The sequence below is a fragment of the Zhurongbacter thermophilus genome (assembly GCF_026184435.1).
GTDB lineage: Bacteria > Coprothermobacterota > Coprothermobacteria > Coprothermobacterales > JAADFF01 > JAADFF01.
The window spans coordinates 1,046,289-1,068,249 of sequence record NZ_CP046447.1 but is presented as its reverse complement, the minus strand read 5'-3'; the positions used below and the strand labels follow the sequence as shown (position 1 = coordinate 1,068,249).

At 40.9% G+C, this 21,961-nt stretch carries 17 protein-coding genes and 3 tRNA genes; 16 read left to right on the top strand and 4 right to left on the bottom strand.

The features are described from left to right. Positions 1-15 precede the first annotated feature (15 nt). The 4 genes from GM182_RS05285 to GM182_RS05270 all read left to right on the top strand — a co-directional run bounded on the left by GM182_RS05285 (position 16) and on the right by GM182_RS05270 (position 5,496). The gene (locus GM182_RS05285) at positions 16-2,199 is read left to right on the top strand and encodes a bifunctional alpha,alpha-trehalose-phosphate synthase (UDP-forming)/trehalose-phosphatase (RefSeq protein ID WP_449186074.1); all 2,184 of its coding nucleotides are present in this window, start codon (positions 16-18) and stop codon (positions 2,197-2,199) included. A gap of 33 nt (positions 2,200-2,232) precedes the next feature. Further along, a tRNA-Gly gene (locus GM182_RS05280) sits at positions 2,233-2,307 on the top strand. Between the two features lie 124 nt (positions 2,308-2,431). Continuing rightward, on the top strand, positions 2,432-5,128 hold the full coding sequence (locus tag GM182_RS05275) for a calcium-translocating P-type ATPase, PMCA-type (RefSeq protein ID WP_449186073.1): 2,697 nt from the start codon (positions 2,432-2,434) through the stop codon (positions 5,126-5,128). Next, entirely contained in the window at positions 5,125-5,496 is a 372-nt protein-coding gene (locus GM182_RS05270) for a hypothetical protein (protein WP_449186072.1), read from the top strand. The genes GM182_RS05275 and GM182_RS05270 overlap by 4 nt, the downstream gene beginning before the upstream one ends. A gap of 24 nt (positions 5,497-5,520) precedes the next feature. Here GM182_RS05270 and GM182_RS05265 read toward each other — a convergent pair whose 3' ends face one another. Further along, the gene (locus tag GM182_RS05265; RefSeq protein ID WP_449186071.1) at positions 5,521-8,844 is read right to left on the bottom strand and encodes a hypothetical protein; all 3,324 of its coding nucleotides are present in this window, start codon (positions 8,842-8,844) and stop codon (positions 5,521-5,523) included. 62 nt (positions 8,845-8,906) lie between these two features. Here GM182_RS05265 and GM182_RS05260 point away from each other — a divergent pair, with 62 nt between their 5' ends. The 5 genes from GM182_RS05260 to GM182_RS05240 all read left to right on the top strand — a co-directional run bounded on the left by GM182_RS05260 (position 8,907) and on the right by GM182_RS05240 (position 12,916). Next, positions 8,907-9,497: a protein-L-isoaspartate(D-aspartate) O-methyltransferase gene (locus GM182_RS05260; protein WP_449186070.1), complete on the top strand. Its 591-nt coding sequence runs from the start codon at positions 8,907-8,909 to the stop codon at positions 9,495-9,497. Then, entirely contained in the window at positions 9,494-10,021 is a 528-nt protein-coding gene (locus GM182_RS05255) for a DUF2284 domain-containing protein (protein ID WP_449186069.1), read from the top strand. The genes GM182_RS05260 and GM182_RS05255 overlap by 4 nt, the downstream gene beginning before the upstream one ends. 33 nt (positions 10,022-10,054) lie before the next feature. Continuing rightward, positions 10,055-10,573 carry an arginine repressor gene (locus GM182_RS05250; protein ID WP_449186068.1) on the top strand — a complete coding sequence of 173 codons (519 nt, stop codon included), beginning with the start codon at positions 10,055-10,057 and terminating at the stop codon, positions 10,571-10,573. Positions 10,574-10,597: 24 nt separating this feature from the next. Further along, entirely contained in the window at positions 10,598-12,586 is a 1,989-nt protein-coding gene (fusA, locus tag GM182_RS05245; protein ID WP_449186067.1) for an elongation factor G, read from the top strand. Positions 12,587-12,658: 72 nt separating this feature from the next. Then, positions 12,659-12,916: a hypothetical protein gene (locus tag GM182_RS05240; RefSeq protein WP_449186066.1), complete on the top strand. Its 258-nt coding sequence runs from the start codon at positions 12,659-12,661 to the stop codon at positions 12,914-12,916. Here GM182_RS05240 and GM182_RS05235 read toward each other — a convergent pair. Continuing rightward, a complete protein-coding gene (locus GM182_RS05235; protein WP_449186065.1) occupies positions 12,896-13,978 on the bottom strand; it encodes a DUF763 domain-containing protein in 1,083 nt (360 codons plus the stop codon). The genes GM182_RS05240 and GM182_RS05235 overlap by 21 nt on opposite strands. Before the next feature lie 79 nt (positions 13,979-14,057). Between GM182_RS05235 and GM182_RS05230 the strand changes: the two genes are divergently transcribed. The 7 genes from GM182_RS05230 (at position 14,058) to GM182_RS05200 (ending at position 19,844) form a co-directional block, all read left to right on the top strand. Continuing rightward, positions 14,058-15,725, top strand: coding sequence for a peptide ABC transporter substrate-binding protein (locus GM182_RS05230; RefSeq protein ID WP_449186064.1), 1,668 nt, complete (start codon positions 14,058-14,060; stop codon positions 15,723-15,725). A 68-nt stretch (positions 15,726-15,793) separates the two neighbouring features. Next, entirely contained in the window at positions 15,794-16,711 is a 918-nt protein-coding gene (locus GM182_RS05225; RefSeq protein WP_449186063.1) for an ABC transporter permease, read from the top strand. Between the two features lie 10 nt (positions 16,712-16,721). Then, positions 16,722-17,663, top strand: a complete 942-nt coding sequence (locus tag GM182_RS05220) for an ABC transporter permease (RefSeq protein ID WP_449186062.1) — start codon at positions 16,722-16,724, stop codon at positions 17,661-17,663. A 5-nt stretch (positions 17,664-17,668) separates the two neighbouring features. Further along, positions 17,669-18,658 (top strand): ABC transporter ATP-binding protein, encoded by a 990-nt coding sequence (locus GM182_RS05215; protein ID WP_449186061.1) that lies wholly within the window; start codon positions 17,669-17,671, stop codon positions 18,656-18,658. Next, positions 18,651-19,631 (top strand): ABC transporter ATP-binding protein, encoded by a 981-nt coding sequence (locus GM182_RS05210; RefSeq protein ID WP_449186060.1) that lies wholly within the window; start codon positions 18,651-18,653, stop codon positions 19,629-19,631. Before GM182_RS05215 ends, GM182_RS05210 begins: the two co-directional genes overlap by 8 nt. A gap of 46 nt (positions 19,632-19,677) precedes the next feature. After that, positions 19,678-19,752, top strand: a tRNA-Gln gene (locus GM182_RS05205). 17 nt (positions 19,753-19,769) lie between these two features. After that, a tRNA-Val gene (locus GM182_RS05200) sits at positions 19,770-19,844 on the top strand. 38 nt (positions 19,845-19,882) lie between these two features. On the opposite strand, the gene GM182_RS05195 is transcribed toward GM182_RS05200, so the two are convergent. Both GM182_RS05195 and GM182_RS05190 read right to left on the bottom strand, forming a co-directional pair. Then, positions 19,883-21,211 carry a glutamine synthetase family protein gene (locus GM182_RS05195; protein ID WP_449186059.1) on the bottom strand — a complete coding sequence of 443 codons (1,329 nt, stop codon included), beginning with the start codon at positions 21,209-21,211 and terminating at the stop codon, positions 19,883-19,885. Between the two features lie 75 nt (positions 21,212-21,286). Further along, positions 21,287-21,928 (bottom strand): putative metalloprotease CJM1_0395 family protein, encoded by a 642-nt coding sequence (locus GM182_RS05190; RefSeq protein WP_449186058.1) that lies wholly within the window; start codon positions 21,926-21,928, stop codon positions 21,287-21,289. Positions 21,929-21,961 lie beyond the last annotated feature (33 nt).

The following is a 21,961-nucleotide window of genomic DNA, read 5'->3' as shown; positions in this document are numbered from 1 at the left end:
GAAGGGGGTGATTTTATGCGTTATATTATTGTCTCTAATAGATTACCAGTTACGGTCTCCCGACGCAAAGGTCAGTTTACCACCAAAAAGAGTGTTGGAGGCTTGGCAACAGGCGTCTCTGCTGTATTTGAAAATAGTGAAGGCATATGGATAGGTTGGCCAGGTATGGCTTCAGATACCCTTTCTATGGATGATAGGGAAGAACTGGAGATGCTGCTTAGACGCGATGGATTTGAACCTGTATTTTTATCTTCAAGGGATATAGCCGGTTATTATCATGGATATTCCAATAAAACATTGTGGCCTCTATTTCACTATTTTGCTAACTATACAGTGTTTAGTGATAGTGAGATGTGGAAACGCTACGTTGATGTAAACAGGAAGTTTGCCAAAAAGATTATAGCCTTATATAGAGATGGGGATATTATCTGGGTTCATGATTATCATCTGTTTCTTGTACCTCAAATGGTAAGAAAAGAGATACCTGATGCGACTATTGGTTTTTTCCTTCATATACCATTTCCGTCTTATGAAGTTTTTAGATTGCTTCCCGAAAGGAAAGAACTTCTTGAGGGAGTGCTTGGAGCTGACTTAATAGGTTTTCATACATATGATTATGTTAGGCATTTCCTTAGCAGTGTTAGACGCATTGTTGGTATAGAACATCATATGGGTAGGCTATGGGTTGGTAAGAGGCAGATAAAGGCATCTGCATTTCCTATGGGTATTGATACCGATAGATTTATAAAGCTGGCTCAGTCTTCTTCTGTCCAGAAAAAGATAGAAAATTATAGGAAAAAACTTCATGGGCGCAAACTGGTACTATCTATCGATAGACTTGACTATTCCAAAGGTATAGACCTCAGATTAAAGGCTATCGAGCGCTTCTTTGATAAGTACCCAAAGATGAGAGAAAAGGTGGTATTTGCCCTTATTGTTGTGCCCTCTCGCTCTCAAGTGGAAACATATCAGGATATGAAAGAGCGGATAGATAAACTTGTTGGTCAGATTAACGGCAAATATGGAGGCTGGGGTGTTATACCTATATGGTATATGTACAAAAGCTTTCCCCAGGAAGATTTGGTACCACTGTATGCCCTTGCCGATGTTGCACTCATTACTCCCATAAGAGATGGTATGAATCTTGTTGCCAAAGAGTATATTGCTGTAAAACAAGGTGAGAGTGGCATGTTAGTACTAAGTGAAATGGCCGGTGCGGCAGCAGAGCTTGGAGAGGCTGTACTTGTCAATCCTATGGATACCGATGGGGTGGCAGATGCCATCTACGAGGCACTGACAATGTCCATAGAAGAAAAGAGAGAGCGTATGGGTAAGATGTTTGAACGGGTGAAGAAGTGGAATGTTCATAGATGGGCAGAAGATTTCGTTGAGCGACTGGAAGGTATTAAGGACTATCACAGACAGTTTGCAGGGAAGATACTAACAGGAAAAGCTAAGAAACAATTAAAAGATGCTTTTATATCTGCCAGAAAGAGAGTGCTTCTACTTGACTATGACGGTACACTAACGAAGATTGTAAGAAGACCAGAATACGCTAAGCCTGATAAGGAGATAAAAGATATTCTAAAAAGGCTTTCTGATAAGGCGGAGGTTGTTATTGTCAGTGGTAGAGATAGAAAGACCCTTGATCAGTGGTTTGGAGATTTGCCCGTGTCTTTCGTGGCCGAACACGGTGCCTGGATTAAGCATAAGGGTAAGGATTGGAATACACTTATTGCTATTCCTTCAGATTGGAAGAACGATATTAGACCTATCATGGAGCTGTATGCTGACAGAACAGCTGGTGCATTTGTTGAAGAGAAGGAGCATGCCATTGCATGGCATTATAGAATGGCACTTCCCGAGCATGCACAGGTTATGGCTGCGGAGCTGAAAGAAGTACTTATGTCACTGATTTCAGGAAAAGATTTAGAGATTATTGACGGTAATAAAGTTATAGAGGTAAGGGTTGCCGGTATTAATAAGGGGATTGCCTCCTCACGGTTCATAGAGGATGCCGATTTTATATTGGCAGCTGGTGATGATTGGACTGATGAGGATATGTTTGAAGCCATGCCAGAGCATGCATGGACAATAAAGGTGGGTCCTAAACCTTCGAAAGCAAAGTGGATTGTTGAAGATGTCGATGAAATGAGAAGCCTCTTAAATGAGCTAAGTACTCTTGACATGACAAAATGATTTTTGCTATAATGCATTTGCGACTGGCAAGGGGCGGGTGTAGCTCAGTGGTAGAGCGCCTCCCTGCCACGGAGGAGGTCGCGGGTTCGAATCCCGTCACCCGCTCCATTCAAGGGGGCATTAATTGCCCCCTTGTTTCGTTTTTGATATCTTGATATTTTCGATATACATGGGATGTTTGTGTTAGAATAGCAAAGATAAAATAACATCTTCCATGAGGAGGGGGATTTGAGTGGAAAAGTGGCATGCTATGACAAGGGAAGAAGTTATAAAGAAGTTCGGGGTTGATCCCGAAAAGGGGCTTTCAATAGAAGAAGCTCGAAAGCGGCTAGAAAAATACGGAAGAAACGTATTACCTGAGGGAAAGAAAAAGACCCTATGGGATAGGCTTGCTGAGCAACTTCTTGACCCTATGATTATACTTCTTATGGTGGCATCGGTTATCTCCATATTTGTAGGAGAATGGGTTGATGCTATAGCCATCATTGTCATTGTTGTGCTCAATGCCATTATTGGTATATACCAAGAATATAAAGCAGAGAGTGCCCTTGAAGCATTGAAGACACTTACCACTCCTCATACGAGAGTTATAAGAGATGGGGCTATTATAGAGATCACTGTAGATGAAATTGTCCCTGGCGATATTGTAGTTCTTGAAGCAGGTGATAAAGTTCCAGCTGATATATATATACTGGAAGCCTTTGGCCTTATGGTAGATGAATCTATTCTTACCGGTGAATCTCATCCAGTTATGAAAGTACCTGGCACAGTAGGAGAAGATACAGCTCTTGCAGATAGGAAGAATATGCTTTATATGGGTACCTCTGTTGTTAAGGGTAGGGCCAAAGGTATCGTTGTTGCTACAGGTCCAGCAACAGAACTTGGTAAAATTGCCACTTCACTTGCTTCTATGGAAGAGGAAAAGACCCCACTGCAAAAGAAAATGGCAGAGTTTAGTAAAAAGCTCAGTGTTATCACCTTGGGTATTGTTGCCATTGTCTTTGCTCTGGGACTTTACAGGGCATGGGGTAGTGGTAGTAATATGTTCCAAACAATACTTGACCAGTTCATGGTCGCCGTATCTCTGGCTGTTGCCGCTGTTCCTGAGGGACTTCCTGCAGTTATGACTTTGGTTCTTGCTATTGGTGTTATGGAAATGGCTGCAGAAAATGCAATAGTGAAGAAATTAGCTGCTGTGGAGACATTGGGTAGCACAACTCATATTTGCACGGATAAAACAGGAACGCTTACTCAGAACGAGATGACAGTGCGCTATGTGAGAACCCCGTCGGGTGGATGCCATAAAGTCAAAGGTGAGGGTTATAGCCCTGAAGGTGATATTGAAAATGCGAATGTTCCAGAAATGGAATGGATATTAAAGATATCCGCTTTATGTAATGATTCTCATCTTAGAAAAGATGAAAATGGTGTATATAGCATTGTAGGTGATCCTACTGAAGGGGCCCTTGTCGTTTTAGCTTATAAGGGTGGGCTGGATGTCCAAAGTTTAAGGGAAGAATGTCCTCGTGTAGGTGAAATTCCATTTGATTCTGATAGAAAGATGATGACGACTATACATAAGTGTGATGGTAAATATTATGCCATGTCGAAAGGTGCTGTAGAATCTATTCTTGCCGTCTCATCTTATATACAGGTGGGAGAAGAGGTTAGACCAATTACTGAGGAAGATAGGAAAAAAATTATAGAAACTGCAAATTCTATGGCTTCACAGGCACTCAGGGTCTTGGCATTTGCTTATAAAGAAATGGCAGAGCCTGATGAGGATACAGCTGAAAAAGACCTTATATTTGTTGGTCTCGTTGGAATGATTGACCCGCCAAGACCAGAGGTTCCTGGGGCTATAAAGATGTGTAAAACTGCTGGAATTAAAGTTGCTATGGTCACAGGTGATAATCCTATTACTGCCATGGCCATTGCCAAAGAGATTGGTCTTGTCGAAGATCACGAAGAAGGTACATATATTACGGGTGCTGAGCTGGAGAGAATGACAGACGAAGAGCTAAGAAAAATAGTCAAAGATACCAAGGTATTTGCCCGTGTTAGTCCGGAACATAAGCTACGTATTGTTAAAGCTTTGAAGTATCACAATGAAATTGTTGCCATGACAGGTGATGGTGTTAATGATGCTCCGGCTCTGAAGATGGCAGATATTGGTGTTTCTATGGGGCTTAGAGGTACAGAAGTAGCCAAAGAGGCTGCAGACCTTATACTTCTTGATGATAACTTTGCCACCATTACTAAAGCTGTTAGAAGAGGTCGTATTATCTATGACAACATAAGAAAATTTGTGCAATTTCTATTATCTTGTAATCTGGGCGAGGTTGCCATAGTATTCTTGGCAGAACTATTTGGCTGGGGATCTCCATTTAGACCTATACATCTTCTTTTCTTGAACCTTCTTACTGATTCGTTCCCAGCACTTGCTCTTGGTATGGAGGGACCCGAAAAAGATGTTATGGAACGTCCTCCAAGGGATCCCAACGAGCCGCTTCTTGATAGAAAAATGACATTCCTTATGGGGGCAACAGCTACATTTATTACAGTAGCTGTCCTTTCGGTCTACTATCTTGTGAAATATGTTTGGCAGTTTCCACATGATGTAGCACAAACTGCTGCACTGGCAACACTGGTTATTGCAGAGGTTGTAAGGGGATTTGCTGCAAGGTCTGAAAAGGAGTGGATACTCTTTACCCCGAAGATGTTTACAAATAAGTATATGAACTGGGCTGTTTTCATCTCTATAGCACTTCTCTTGCTTGCCATGTATTTACCTGGGATAGATAGGGTGATGCAGCTGAACCCTGTTAAGGATATTCGTCTTTTGACAACTATTGTCATTGCATCACTGTTGCCTGCTCTTGCCCTTGAAGTGGCAAAGGTATGGTATGGAAGGAGGTATGAATCTTGAAGGATATAAAAAAAATCATAGGTATTCTTGTTGTTAGCTATCTGCTCTTTGCCGGCATTGTTGCATGGCTTGTGTGGGATAGTTTAAAACAAAATGGTTTTACCGGTTCAGAGCTGTATACCCGCTTTGGCATTATTATTGGTATCTTTATAGTGCTTAGTGCCATGGAGTTCTGGCTGAAATATAAGGTGGGCATGGCCAAAACCTTACTTATTAGAGGATTGGCCGTTGGTATTGGCGTGGGTATTATCTCTTATGTGATGGGTTATACCATTACCAATTCAGCTATGTGGGGTATGGTATTTGGTATTATCTACTACTTCTGGGATAGAAGTAAAATGATAAGACTACAGAATATGCAGAAGTAAGTATAAGGTGGAGATGCCCTATTCCTATATGTGGCTTCTTAAGAAGTGAAGTAGGGCATCTCCACTTCTTGATAGGACAAATAAATGGTTTTTTCCAAATTTTTGCTTGTCATCTGCTTCCAAATAGATCTTTAGAATGATGTCTTCTTCTTTGATAATAGCACCGACGAAATTACCTGTCTTGGAGACGATACTCTCTTTCATAGCCATCGGAAGCATGAGAAAATCCTCTTCATCTGTTCCTTGAATGTTTATGTGTATCCACAGCTTGGGTGTTCCTTGACTCTCAAGATATATCCAACCACGGGAAGCTCCCCATATTGTGAGAGCACTGGTAAGGAAGTCTGTGCTAGCACTGATGGGATTATCACAGCCTGTAAATGCCTCGATTAGTGTAATGATTTGCTCCAGTACCTCATTCTCACTCTGCATGATTCGTATAGTTTCGATGAACATTTCTATAATCTCTGTGGCATCTGAACCACCTATGAGGTTACCTTTTTCTACCTCCATAGCAGTTTTTATGGCGAGGGCATAAAATGGGTCAGACATCTCTATTTCTTCAAGTACTATATCAGACCATTTCGAATCTAATATATCAAACAGGTGTTTGGCTCTTCTAAAGTGGAAGTTGGCAATTTCCCTTGCAGAATTTATAGCCTTTTTGCCTATAAGAGCATGTATATAAGCAGATAGGAGTTTAAATCCGTTTTTGTAAAGATGCTTGGAAAGTTTTGTCAGTGATTCTATATCTTGATTAACGGTTCTTGGCTTCCCACTTTTAATCATGTCTGCGACAAGTAAGTGAGGGGGATTAGGTAAATCTTCTGTTATTTCATATTGGTTCATATCGTAGGTGTAGTGTTCAGAGTAGGGTAAGTTTTCTGTAGGTGCTGCCTCTGTAAGCAGGTTGTATAGGTGCATACTTCCTCTTGTGATATCGCCACCGTTATTAAACACCACTTCTTTGGATACCATGGATAAGAAACTGTTTGCCACTCCTTGCATACCATATAGATGGTATGCAAGGGCTATGGATAGATAGATATAATCTCTGTCATAGAGTATAAGTCCTTCGATATCGATGAGGGCTAGCAGGGTATTGATATATTCTTCAAATTCGCTGCGACTGAGCATTTGGGCTTTCCACTGTATAGCCATGCCTATGGCTAGGAATGCCTCAACATTGTAGTAATAAATGAAGTATTCAAAGGAGCGTTCTAGATAGTATGTTGCCAGCCATAGATTTCCACCAGATAGCGTTAAATACATGCCTGTAGTAAACATGCCATATGCCATAAGATATGGCTCTTTTTCTGTGAAGGCATCTTTTAGTTTGATAGCTTCTGAAAGGGCACTATCGTATTGTTTGTTTCTGGCATATATGTGCATGAGAATATCTCTGTATCGAAAAGTATGTTCTATAAATACAGGACATTGCTTGTATGCTTTGTGAAGATTATTCATCTCTTCAGGTGATATGTCTTTGTTATGTCTTAGCTTAAACCTTATGATGCTATCTCTGATGAGGTATTCTATGCAAGGACCTCTGTCTACTTTTAAGTTGGTAAGTATGTTGTGTATCTCTTCCCATCCTATACCATTTGTAAGCATAGGAAAAGCATAGTATAAAATATGTGTAAGAAGCCATGGGGTATCACCGTGAAACATGCGTACAGCAGAGAATATTTCATAACCCCTTTCTCTTCTGCCATTTAGCATGAATACATGTCCTATTAACAGGTAATAACGAGGGTATTCTAAAAGTAAATCCCCGAATCGTTTTTCCATTTCCCAAGCAAGTTCAAGAGCCTCTGCAAGGTTATCACTTCTCAGCTTGTGAAGCAGTGCACCACTGAGTTTTAGGAGTATTAGTTTGCCCTTATCCGATAGATTATCAACTTCGTCTAAGAAATGGTATATTATGGGCAGTGTGAGTTTGCTTTTTCTGATGAGTTGTCTGCTAATAGAAATTCTCTCATCTGCGTTTTTTATAATATTTGACAACAGATGGTTGTCTGCAATGGTTGCAAGGTCGCCATATAGGTCAATAAGACCGCTTTCTACAATGTGGAGTAGATCTTGATAGGTGTTTATGCCTTTTAGTAAGGTTGATGGTATTTCTGTATGTTTGCTTCCAAATGCTGCAGCTATATATTTTATAGTTTCTGGTTTGAGTTTCTCACCAAGTTTTTCTATGAGGGAGAATTTATCTTTTATAGCTGTTGTCATATGTTCGTCAAGATAATGAAGTATCCTTAATATGCTAACAACGCTGCTTGTTTTGCCTTCGGAAAGACTATATAGGGTTAGAGGGTCTATATCTGGTAGGTTCATGCGATTGGCTATAGCGCTGACTTCTTCAGGGTCCATTAGTGGAAAAATAGGGGTTCCTTCTGGATCCTTCCTAATAAACAAACCATCTTTAGCGTAAGACAAGGCTTCCCATACACTTTTTTTACGAGCTGAGTCAATATAATTTTCAAAAATTACAGCAACAGGTTTGTCGATAAGTTTTAGTAATTGACTAACTGTAAGCCCTATCCAATAACCTTCCATTTGAGGTATGAGTATACCAGATGGTCCCTTATAGGTTATGTTTGTGTATTTAGAAAGGATTCTGCCCACATTACCGTCATACATGGATAAGATAGATTTAATGGTATTTCTAGGGATGAGTTTAACAAGTCCGCCTAATAAGGATTCCACCATGGTTTTATAAGAACCACCTGCAGGAACGGTAATGACAACAAAGCTTCTATTTCTCAAGTTTTTGATAAGTGCTGATATTACAAGTCTTTCTCCTTCCCCTTCCAATCCGGTAAATGTTATAAGATTGCCACTACTTTCTTCGAGAAATTGATGGGCTAGTACATCAATATATTCCGGTATAATCGGCCTGAGCAGTTTCCACTGTTTAAGTTGCTCCTTACTTACAATATTGTCAATGCCATCTAATCCCTGGGATTGCAAAGTTTTGAACAGCTCTGATAGCAAAGGACTATGTCCTTTCCATTTGGAGATAGCATCAATGGCTACTTTATTGGCAAATTCTTTAACTTCTCTGCTTTTAAGCAGGTGTTCAGATGGCAATAGTATCAAACCTGTATCTGTCCATACAATACTATCAAGGGCAAGTGGGAGCGGTATATCTACATTTTTTAATTCATATAAATAAGATATAGTGGCAAGAGACTCCCCTAGAGAAAGGTTTTCAACAGGCCAACTATTCTTTTTTATATTATCTATATTATCTAAATTGGCGATAATATCCGAAATAGATGAGGCTTTTTGCCAATTTTCTAGCCATGTAAAGTCGCTTTGTTCGTCTATCTCCAAAAAACTCAAGGCGAATACCTCCTTATGAATATATATTACTATAAGAGGGTGTTTTAAAAGGAGGGGTGCACATGTCTTATATAGAGAATGTTAAACGTGTATGTGCTGATAGACCCGAGATTATAAAGGCATTTGAAGAGATAGATAGAAGGCAGTTTTTGCCTCGTGCTTATCGGAAATATGCCGATCATGATATGCCACTTCCTATAGGCTATGGCCAAACTACTTCACAGCCTTCTCTTATTGCGGATATGATATGTCGTGCCGATATCAAAAGAGGAGATAAGGTTTTAGAAATTGGTACAGGTACGGGATTTGCAGCATCTATCATGGCAACCTTAGGTGCAGATGTGTACACTGTGGAAAAGATACCAGAGCTGTACCAGCTGGCCAAGGAAAATCTGTCATCTTTTGACAATGTACATGTATTTCTTGCAGGTGATGTATTAGGTCTTCCTGAGTATGCGCCTTTTGATAAAATCTTGGTTTTCGCCCATGCCGAGGATATTCCTATAGAGCTCCTTGACCAGTTAAAAGAGGGAGGAATTATGATTGTTCCTGTTGGTGATGAAAGAATTCAGTATCTTATGAAGATAGAGAAAACGTTTGAAGGTGATAAGGTGGAAACGCTATATCCCGTGAGGTTTGTACCACTGCGATGAAAGATGATTATATTTTTCAGATTGTAAAAGCGGAAGGACTTGAACCTATTAGTATTGATGAAATTAGCCATCTTCCTATTTCTATAAAGCCCTTGTACATGTGTAAGTTTGGTTGCAAGGAGTATGGTAATTATCCTTCTTGTCCTCCTTATACTGGTACTTATGAGGATATTGTAAGGTTCTGGCAAAGTTATAGTAGGTTTGTTCTAGTGACAACGCAGGATGAATTCGATGAAGACTTCGATATGTATAAGAGAAATTTCCAATATAAATTAATAAACATTCAGAGAAAACTTCAAGACATGGGTTTTTATTATGTCTTTCCCCTCTTCCCGGGATCGTGTCGTCTATGCAAAGTGTGTGGTATGCCACATGAATGTTATCGCCCTCAGGATGTGCGTCCTTCTGTATCTGCTATGGGAGTGGAACTTATTTCATATTTGCAAGAACGAACAAGTGAAATTGATAAAGTGAATATTTATTTGCATACGAGACGATTATTCAGTATAATACTCTTAGAGTGATTAGTGAATATTTATGAAAAAGGAGTGATGAGAGTGACAGACAGCTCGCGCTCGAGAAAGAGCACAAAGAAGCGTTTAATGTACCTCCAGAAACTTCTTAAAGAAGAGTTTTTGGGATCCCAGAAAGAAATTGTAGATAAACTTCGTGAGGCAGGTTTTAATGCCACTCAGAGTACTATTTCCAGAGACCTCAAGCGTATTGGTGCTGTGAGAGTTGCACTTCCTACTGGCGAATATCGCTATATGATTCAGGATTATGCTGTTGAAGGAGTTAATGAACGTGTTATAGAAATTATTCGCCGTGCTGTTACATCGTTTGAGTATAACAGCCCTATATTGCTCGTTAAGGTAATACCGGGAACAGCCAGTGCCGTTGCTAGGGCTATTGAATCTTTATCTCTGCCACAGATAGCCGGTAGTGTGGCAGGAGATGACACGATCTTCTTCCTTCTTAAAGAAGGAAGTAATGCAGCAGAAGTTGTTAGTACCCTCCAGAAAATTGTTGAATTCAACCCAGACGATACTATGTCGCTGGAGGACGAAGAAGAGTAAAAATCAAATAGGAGGCGATGCTTTATGAGAGACCCTAAAACTATTCGTAATGTAGCCCTTGTTGGACATCACGGCACTGGTAAAACTGCCCTTGCCGAGAAAATACTTATGAAGGTAGGCAAGATTAAGGCTCCCGGTATCTCCGACTTCGACGATTTTGAAAAAGAGCACGGCATGTCTGTTAATTTAACACTGCTTCCATTTGAGTATGAAGGTGTTAAGGTTAACATGATTGACACTCCCGGTTATTTAGACTTTGCCGGTGAGGCATGTGCAGCCCTTCATGTTAGTGAGACGGCTATTTTTGTTCTTGATATTTCTGCCCGTGAAGTAGGTGTACAGGCAGAGAGATTGTGGGATCGTGGAGAAGATCATGATATGCCCCGTATTATCTTTGTCAATAAGATGGATAAAGAAGGGGTAAACTTTAGAGAGTACCTTGAGGTTATTTGGAATGCCTTTGGAAAGAAAGCAATGCCCCTTTATCTTCCAGTAGGGGAAGGACCAAACTTTAAGGGGCTTGTATCTATATTTTCCGATGAATTTCCCGAGGAAGTTCAAGCTCTTGCCGATGAGCTGAAGGAAAGGGTTATGGACCTTGTCGTTGAGATAGACGATGAAATTATGGAAAAGTATCTTGGCGGTGAGGAGATTACCAAGGAAGAAATAGGAAGGGCTATGAAGGAAGCATTCCTTGAGGGCAATTTTATTCCTGTTATTCCTGGCTCTGTCGAGAAAGATATCGGTATAGATGAGCTTTTGAAGGTAATCAAAGAAGATGTTCCATCCCCTGCAGAGCGTATATGGGAGAAAGCATATACTGCTGACAAACCTCTGATAGAGCAGCCATTTGGTGCTATTACATTTAAAGTTTATATAGATACATATATTGGTAAAATTGTTCTCTTTAGGGTATTTGGCGGTTCTCTAAAGAAAGGTGATACTGTTCTTGTTAAAGATACAGGAGCACAGGTACGTATCAACCATATTTATGAAATTTTAGGTAAGGAGCTCACAGAAATTGATGAGATTGGGCCTGGTGATATGGGAGCTATTACAAAGGTAGAAGAGATATCTGCCAATCAGATACTTACAGACCCCAATAACCCTGTAGAGCTTACCAAGATACCGTATCCACAGCCTATTATGCCTATCGCCATAGAACCTAAAACCAAGACTGACCAGGAGAAACTTTTACAGGCATTGCATAAATGTAATGAGGAAGATCCATCGTTTGAGACATTCTATGACACAGAAATGCATCAGACTGTGGTGAACTTACAAGGTGATGTTCAGCAGAAACTTCTTCTTGAGAGGTTGCATAATAAGTATCATGTTGATGTCAATCTTGTTCCACGTAAGGTACCTTATAGAGAAACCATAAAGGGTAGGGCCAAAGCTGTCGGTAAATTCGTTAAGCAAACAGGTGGACATGGTCAATATGCTGTTGTTCACATAGAGATTTGGCCTCTTGAAAGAGGAAAAGGTTATGAGTTTGAAGATGCTATATTTGGTGGTGCTATATCCCGTACATATATCCCATCTGTAGATAAAGGTGTAAGAGAGCGTATGGCTAAGGGAGTTATTGCAGGTTATCCTGTTGTTGATGTTCATGTGAAACTATTTGATGGTAAAGAGCATCCTGTTGATTCCTCAGATTATGCCTTCCAGGTGGCTGGTTCTCTGGCATTCCAAGAGGCTATGATGAATGCTAAACCAATACTTCTTGAGCCAATCTACAAGCTTACTGTTAAAGTGCCCAAGGACTATGTTGGTGATATTATGGGAGATATCAACTCTAGACGTGGTCGTATTATAGGCATGGATACAGAGGGTAAATATCAAGTTATTATAGCTGAGGTTCCTTATGCTGAGCTTATGGATTATGCCCGTGCCATAAGATCTATCACCGGTGGCAGAGGCACATTCCAGATGGAATTTGACCACTATGCCGAAGTGCCTGCTCATATGGCAGAAAAGATTATAGCAGAGTCTCAGAAAGAAGAAGACTAAGTGTAAGTTATACCTTATAATATAGGGGCTACCAAATCGGTAGCCCCTATTGTCTTTTAGGAGGTGGGAGCTATGATAGATTTCTTAAAGAAGCTGGCAGAAAAAAAGGCTTATGGAATTGTAAGAGTCAAGGACCAGGAAGTTTTAGTGAGATTTTATGAACATGAAAATGAACTAGTCGGTGCTTTTTGGATTCCTGAGGAAGAAGTTGATAATGGCATTGTTTTTTCTGCAGAAATATATAGAGCCGTCGGACAAAAAGATGATATTTCCGGTGTTGCCGATGACCTACTAAAACATATAGAATCATTATTTGAGAAGATTAGCTAGTTGTTGGAGGATTTTTCTAGCTCGCTTGCTTTCTTCTCCCGGTGAGCGGGCTATTTTTTCAAGTATGGCTATTGTGTTTTCATATATCTTAATATTCACAGGATATGGATGCCCATCTTTACCACCGTGTGCATAAGAATATACAGCTGGGTCGGTAAAGTCTATATCAGAACCATATAGTAACGAGGCAGCCATTGCTAGAGCTCGTGTAGAAGCTGGGCCAAGTTTGGAAAGTGCCAGTTCATGTATATTTTTAGGTGGATTCTCATATGTAGAGAGAATAACCTTTTTTAAATTGCCACTGAACTTTAGACGAACATCGTGATGTGCAGGCATAAAAAGGCTATTTTGTTTTTCCGATAGACTCTTGAATATGCTTTCTATCTCAGAAGGTTTTATCTCATGGAACAATTGCAGAATGCTTTGTTTGGTAGGTTCTGACTTCTTTGTTGTTAGATTGAATACTTTTTTCTCTAATTCCTTGGTATCAATTCCTGAATGAGGAGTTGTTAGTGTATCGTTGATATGTTTGTAATGCCAATGGTATCTTCGTGCATATTTGTTTTGTGGATTCATGCCCTGTTGTATAACAGTCCATTTTCCATCGGACGTGTAGATGATGTTATGGTGATAAATATTATATCCATCTTGGATCCATGCACTATCTACTTTAGCGGCTATTTTACTGATAGACTTCAGCTTTTCTGGAGAGATTTTTAGATACTTAGCTGTATATTCTATTTCTACAGGGGTTTTGCGCATTGTTTTACCTTTGCCACCGGCAATAAATATACCGATGTTGGGAGGAAGTTCTGATAATGCCATTTTTATGGCTCCGAGTGTTGTTGTTGTTAGACCTGAGGAGTGCCAATCAAATCCAAGGAAACTGCCGAATGCCTGAAACCAGTATGGGTCAGATAGCATATCAATAAATTTGTCAGGTCCGAATTCTATGAGTACAAGTTCTATAAAAACCCTGCTTAACCTTACCATACGTGAGAAGAGCCAGCGTGGTGCTTTTCCCCCGTGAAGTGGTAAATCTGCTTGTCCTGATTTTCGCATAAATGACCTCCTTTTTGCATATAGTTGCATCTTTAGTATAATACTTTATGTGAAAAAACTTCCGAAAGGGGGAGTAGCAGTGAAAAAATTTAGAGTATTTCTTACCTTGCTTCTAGTCTTCGGACTTATCTTTGGTATGTTTGTAGGTTGTGGAGAGCAGAAGCAAGAACAGAGTCAGGGACAAGAGCAGAAAGCAGAGATGGTACTAAGGTACAACCTTGGTACAGAGCCTGAGACACTTGATCCCGCAAAGGCAACAGGTGTTCCTGAAATGACAGTCATGTTACATACTTTTGATGGTCTTACTCGTCTTGACAGAGATGGTAAGCCACAGCCAGCCGTTGCAGAGAGCTGGGAGGTTAAAGACAATGGTAAGACCTATATCTTCCATTTGAGGAAAGATGTAAAATGGTCTGATGGTCAGCCAGTAACCGCTCACGACTTTGAATTTGCCTGGAAGAGAGCTCTTTCTCCAGAGATTGCATCTGAGTATGCCTACCAGCTTTATTACATTAAGAACGGTGAGAAGTATAACACCGGTGAAATCACCGATCCCAACGAGGTTGGCGTAAAAGCTCTTGATGACTACACATTGCAGGTAGAGCTTGAACAGCCTGCTCCATATTTCCTTTCTCTGGTAGCATTTCCAACACTTTATCCACTACCAGAGCATGTTCTTAAAGCACATCCAGAGTGGCCTAAGGGCATTGATAAGGATCCAAGCCTTTATGTAACCAATGGTCCATTTGTTCTTGCCGAGTGGAGCCACCACGATAAGCTCGTCCTGAAGAAGAACCCCAATTACTTTGACAAGGATAAGGTTAAACTTGACAAGTTGGTTTTCTACATGGTAGAAGATGCCAATACTGCTGTTCAGATGTTTGAGAATGGCGAAGTTGACATGATTGACAACATTCCGACAGCCCAGATTGACCAGTGGAAAGGCAAACCTGAATTCCATATCGATCCAATTCTGGGTACATACTACATTCTTGTTAATGTCGGTTCCGATAAGACCATGGGTGGCGAAAAGAATCCTCTTCAGGATGTTAGGGTAAGAAAGGCCATTGCCATGGCTATCAATAGATCTGTCATTACCGATAAAATTCTTAAAGCTGGTCAGCAGCCCGCTTATGCATTTGTTCCACCGGGTATCCCAGATGCCGAGCCGGGAACAGATTTCAGACAGGTTGGTGGAAATTACTTCTCCGAAGATGTACAGAAGGCCAAAGAGCTTCTTGCTGAAGCTGGTTATCCTGATGGAAAAGGTTTTCCTAAGCTGATATACCTTTACAATACATCTGAAGGCCACAAGAAGATTGGTGAGGCTATTCAGAGCATGCTAAAAGAAAATCTTGGTATTGAAATGGAACTTCAGAATCAGGAGTGGAAAGTTTATCTTCAGAGCCGTAATGAGGGGCAGTTTGACCTTGCCCGTGCAGGTTGGCTTGGTGACTATGTTGACCCAATGACATTCCTCGATATGTTTGTTTCTACCAGTGGAAATAATGATACAGGTTGGTCTAATCCTCAGTATGACGAGCTCATCGAAAAGGCTAAATATGAAACAGATAATGCTAAGAGAGTCCAGTATATGCATGAGGCAGAGAAGATTTTAATGGAAGATATGCCTATTATTCCTCTGTACTTCTACACCAATCCAAGACTTGTTAAGACTTATGTAAAGAACTATGCTGCTATTTCTCTTGGTTGGGTAGACTTCAAAGAGGCTTATATTCAGAAATAAGACTTTGACATGCGACTTTGCAGGGGGGGCGCATAGTCCCCCCGCTTTTTATAGAGGAGGTGTAGCGAGTGGGGAGGTTTATTGTTAGGCGACTGGCCCTTATGGTTATAGCACTTTGGGTGGTTGTCACTGTAACATTCTTTTTAGCACACATGATTCCTGGTGGTCCATTTGACAGGGAAAAACCTGTTCCAGAGGCTATCAAAAAGAATTTGGAAGAGAAGTATCATCTTAATGAACCTATGTGGAAGCAATATATTCTTTACCTTAATGATATTATTCATGGTGATTTAGGTCCATCTTTTAAATATCCTGATAGAACAGTCAATGACATTATTAAAGAGAGTTTTCCCGTTTCTGCTCAACTTGGTTTTTGGGCGGTTCTTATTGCTACATTTGTTGGTATATCGCTTGGTAGCATATCGGCTCTACATCAGGGGGGGCTGATAGACTCGTTTTCCATGTTCTTTGCCATATTATTTATATCTTTGCCATCGTTTGTTATAGCACCGATTTTTCAATATATCTTTGGTGTAAAACTGCATTGGCTTCCCGTTGCAAACTGGGGGTCATGGGAACATATGATATTGCCGGCACTTTCTCTTGCATTAGGTCCAACAGCAGTTATTGCCCGTCTTACAAGGGCCTCTATGCTTGAAGTTCTTAGCAACGATTATGTTAAAGCAGCTAAGGCAAGGGGACTGTCTGGTTTTAGAGTTCTTATTGTGTATGCACTCAAGAATGCCCTTATTCCTGTTGTCACATATCTATTCCCACTGATTGCTGCAATCTTTACTGGTAGCTTTGTTGTAGAAAAGATTTTCAATATACCGGGGCTGGGTCGATATTATGTTACATCTATCTACAATCGTGATTACACTGTTATACTGGGTGTTACCGTTTTCTATGCGGCTTTCCTTATTCTTATGAACTTACTTGCAGATATTACTTATGCCCTGCTTGATCCCCGTATCAGGTATGAGTGAGGTGGTAAAGGTGAGTGTGGATATAAGAGTTGAAGAACTGAAAGACAAAAGTTTGTGGGAGCCAATACCTGAATCTGAAAAGATGGGAGCGGAGGCACTAACTGCTCCTCAGGTAACATTTTGGGGAGATGTATGGCGTCGTTTTCGAAAAAATCGCCTAGCTGTTATAGGCTTAGTTCTTCTGGTCATAATATTGCTATTTGCCCTTGTAGGCCCACTTGTTTCTCCGTATCCTTATGATAAGCAAGATTATAATGCCATATTAGAACCTCCTAATTTTGCTCATCCGTTTGGTACAGATTATGTTGGAAGAGATCTATTCACCCGTGTGATGTATGGAGCCCGTATTTCGCTAGCTGTTGGTTTTCTTGCGGCTATGGTTCAGCTTGTTATAGGTGTTCTATATGGTGGTATATCAGGTTTTATGGGTGGAAAGGTAGACGAGATAATGATGCGTATAGTGGATATTATGTATGCTATACCAATACTGCTTATTGTTATCCTATTGATGGTCGTTCTTGGTCCAGGGCTTGTCAATATTTTCTTGGCGTTGGGTTTCTTCTACTGGCTTGGTATGGCCCGAATTGTTCGAAGTCAAATTTTAACATTAAAAGAAGAAGAGTTTGTACTTGCTGCACGAGTGCTTGGTGCAAGCACCAAAAGACTTTTACTTAGGCATCTTATACCCAATGCTATGGGTCCTGTTATTGTTACCGTTACACTGAATATTCCCAATGCTATTTTTACCGAGGCGTTTCTCAGCTATATAGGACTCGGTGTTTCTGCCCCAATGGCTTCTCTTGGTAGCTTGGCATCTGATGGTGTTGAGTACATTCGCACAGCTCCATGGTTGATGCTATTTCCCGCTCTGACAATTGCCCTGATAGCCCTTGCATTCAACTTTGTTGGCGATGGTTTAAGAGATTCTCTTGACCCGAGACTGAGGAGGTGACGATAATGGCACTATTGGAAGTAAGAAATCTTCAGACATATTTCTACACGTATGCTGGAGTGGTAAAAGCTGTCGATGGAGTATCCTTCTCTGTTGATAGAGGAGAGGTTCTAGGTATTGTTGGAGAATCAGGTTCTGGTAAATCGGTTACAGCAATGTCTATCATGAGACTGGTGCAGCAGCCAGGAAAAACAGTTGGTGGTGAAATTATCTTTGATGGGATAGACCTATTGAAATTATCTGATAGGGAAATGAATTCTTATCGTGGCAAGCGTATTGCCATGGTATTTCAGGATCCTATGACTTCCCTTAATCCTACGCTGACGGTTGGTTATCATATGATGGAGCTTCTTAGTAGGGATCCGAATCTTAAAACAAAAAAACAAAAGATAGATAGGGCTATAGAATTATTGAGAGCCGTTGGTATCTCTGAACCAGAAAAAAGGCTTTCTCAGTATCCATATCAATTTTCTGGTGGTATGAGGCAGAGAGTTATGATAGCATTGGCTATTGCCCTTAATCCTGATCTACTCATCATGGATGAGCCTACTACAGCTCTTGATGTGACAGTTCAGGCACAGATTATGGAGCTTGTTAAAGAGATACAGGAAAGATATCATATGGCAGTTATCTTTATTACCCATGATCTTGGTGTTATTGCAGGGTTTGCCGATAGGGTCATGGTAATGTATGCTGGTAAGAAGGTAGAAGAAGGTGATGTATATAGCATGTTTGAGAAGCCCTTACATCCTTATACAGAGGCTCTTCTTTCTGCTGTACCAAAGCTTGATATGGATAGAAGTCAAAGGTTGTATGCTATTCCTGGTAGCCCACCTAATATGATTGCTCCACCTCCCGGATGTCGATTCCATCCCAGGTGCCCTTATGCTATGCGTATTTGTGCTAAGAAAATGCCTGTAGCTGTCAGTACAGATGATAGAGAAGTGTACTGCTGGAAAGTTTTTAAGGAGATGGGAGTGGTGGAAAGTGTCTAAAAACGTCATATTGAAGATAGAAAATCTTAAGACATGGTTTCCTGTTACAGGTGGTTTTCCTAAAAAGGTTGTTGGATATGTCAAGGCTGTAGATGGGGTTTCCTTTGAGGTGTACGAAGGAGAGACGCTTGGTATTGTTGGTGAGTCTGGATGTGGAAAGACAACACTTGGAAGAACGATTGTAAGGCTTTATAAACCTACCGATGGTAAGATTTGGTTTAAGAATGAAGAGCTTACCCATCTAAGTGATAAAGAGCTTCTCCCCTATCGTAGAAAAATACAGATGGTATTTCAAGACCCATATGCATCACTCAATCCCCGTATGACAGTTGCTGAAATTATTGGCGAGGCCTTAGATATCCATAAGCTGTATAAAACCAAGGAAGAAAGGCAAGAACGCATATACCAGCTTCTTGAAACGGTAGGCCTTGTTAGGGAGCATGCCAATCGTTTTCCACATGAATTTTCTGGTGGTCAGAGACAACGTATAGGAATTGCGAGGGCATTGGCTGTGCAACCAGAGCTAATTGTGCTTGATGAGCCCATCTCTGCCCTTGATGTGTCTATTCAAGCTCAGGTTGTTAATGTGCTTATTGATTTACAGGAGAAATATGGCTTGACATATCTGTTCATTGCCCACGATTTATCAATGGTTAGATACATATCTGATAGAGTTATTGTCATGTATTTGGGTAATGTTGTAGAGGAAGCTCCGTCTAGAGAGCTTTTTAGAAAGCCACTTCATCCATACACAGAGGCACTTCTTTCTGCTGTACCCATACCCGATCCGAAGATAGCGAGGCAGCGTAAGAGAATTATATTGCAAGGTGAAGTGCCAAGTCCACTGAATCCGCCTCCCGGTTGCCCATTTTCCACAAGATGTCCTTATGCAAAGGATATATGTTTTAAGGAAAAACCTCAGTTAAAAGAGGTTGGGGGGCGCAAAGTGGCTTGTCATTTCCCTCTTGAATGAGGATCGCTTTTGTGTTATAATACATATCGCATTAGCGATCCTCGGTTGGGGGATCGTCTAAGTGGCAGGACACGGGACTTTGGATCCCGGCGTGGAGGTTCGAGTCCTCCTCCCCCAGCCACGGGAGAGGAGATAGATGGGCGGTTAGCTCAGCGGGAGAGCGCCTGCCTTACAAGCAGGAGGTCGTAGGTTCGAAACCTACACCGCCCACCATGAAAGAGGGGGACGCGCAGTCCCCCTTCTTTTTATGGTTATATTCTGCAGTATTTAGCAATCTCCCAGTCATGCACAATCATGTTGTATTCTCTCCATTCAGCCCATTTAATAGTGGTGAACATATTGTATACATGTTCTCCCAATGTTTCCTTGATAACATCGTCTTTTTCAAGTTCCAGTAGTGCTTCTTCCAGTGTTGCAGGTAGTGGAATGATGCCAAGCTCTTTCATTTCTTCATCGCTGAGGTCGTATGTGTTGACCTTGTTTACAGGGTTAGGTGGGGTTATCTTGTTTTCTATACCATCGAGACCTGCTGCCAATATAGCGGCAAATGCAAGATATGGATTGGCAGAAGGATCGGGATTTCTCAGCTCGATACGGGTCCCCTTACCTCTTGCTGCAGGTACCCTTATAAGAGCTGAACGATTGTTTGTGGCCCAGCATGCATTGGTTGGAGCCTCATAGTGGGGTACAAGTCTCTTATAGGAATTTACCGTAGGGTTGGTGATAGCTGTAAGTGCTCTAATGTGTTTCAGTATACCTCCAATAAAATAGAGCATGGTCTGACTAATACCACCGTATATGCCACCTTCTTCGTAGAAGGCATTTTCTTCTCCTTTGAAGAGAGACATATGTACATGCATACCAGAACCATTGACACCGAAAATGGGTTTGGGCATAAAGTTTGCAACAAGTCCGTTTGCAATAGCTATGGTCTTAGCAACAAGTTTTAGTGTAATAACATTGTCTGCAACAGATAGGGCAGGCCCGTATCTGAAGTCTATTTCATGTTGAGATGGGGCAACCTCGTGATGGGCTGCCTCAATATTGAAGCCCATTTCTTTGAGGGCTATGACAATGTCTTGTCTAACTCTTTCTCCTTTGTCTACAGGAAGTAGGTCGAAGTATCCACCTGTATCTATTATTTCTGTTGTGGGTTCATTGGCTTTTTCTTTGAAGATGAAAAATTCCATCTCAGGTCCAACTTTGAAATCTGTAAAGCCCATATCCCTTGCTTTCTTTAGTGTTTTTCTCAGTACATAACGAGGATCTCCTCTGAATGGTTCGCCGCTCGGGGTATATACATCGCAAATAAATCTTGCGGTATGTCTGTTTTCTTCAAATGTCCATGGAAGTATAGTAAATGTATCCAGATCCGGTTTCAAGATGAGATCAGATTCTTCGATGCCAACAAATCCGTCAACTGATGAGCCATCAAAATACACGCCATTTTCCAGGGCATTTTCCAGCTCTTCTGCAGGAATTTCTACATTCTTAGGAATACCTGCCAGGTCTGTGAACATTAGCCTAATGAACGAAATGTTTTTCTCCTTCACAATACCAAGAACTTCTTCTCTTGTCATGACATATCCCCCCTTGGATAAATATGAGAGATTATAACAAAAAGGATGCTTGAGAACAAGAGGAAAAAATGAGGTTTAAAGAGTAATATCTATTCCCCCCACGAAGGGGGGATTATTGGAGGCATTGATAGAAGATACCATATTATGTGAAGCAAGTAGGTTATTATAAACATAAGACTTTTCGCCTGCAGATATAGATGTATGTTTTTTCATAGATTCGCGGAATTTCTTCATCTTCTCTTCCATAAGTTTAGCCCGTGCTTTGGCTTCCTTAGCAGCAGCTTCAGCAGCAACACGTCTATCTGTTGGTGATGGGTCGGCTGGTGCAAGAGCTGCTTTTTTAACAATCTCCATTTTCTGAATAGTTTTTTCCGGATCCTTTTCTTCAGATGTGTCAATTTTTACTTCTCCTGCTACGGCATATCGTTTGCCATCTGGCCCTGTTACATATTTATAGTATGGGCCACCTCTGACATAAGGCCCACCTGCTACTAGATGGGCCATCTCATGAGCCCTTACCTTTCTATCTATTTCCCTAAGCTTTTCTACTTCTTTTTTCTCCTTGTTGTCAAGTTGGCCGGGTAACTTGTGACGCTGGGTTTGTTGCTTGATTTGGGTAGATACAAACATTCGATATAATTCCCACTTATCATCAGATTTTTTTTCACCTTGTCCGATTGTTCCTATTGTATGCTCGTAGTTGATATCCCATGCCATATCTTCCCACCTCAATATGTATAATCGGAATAG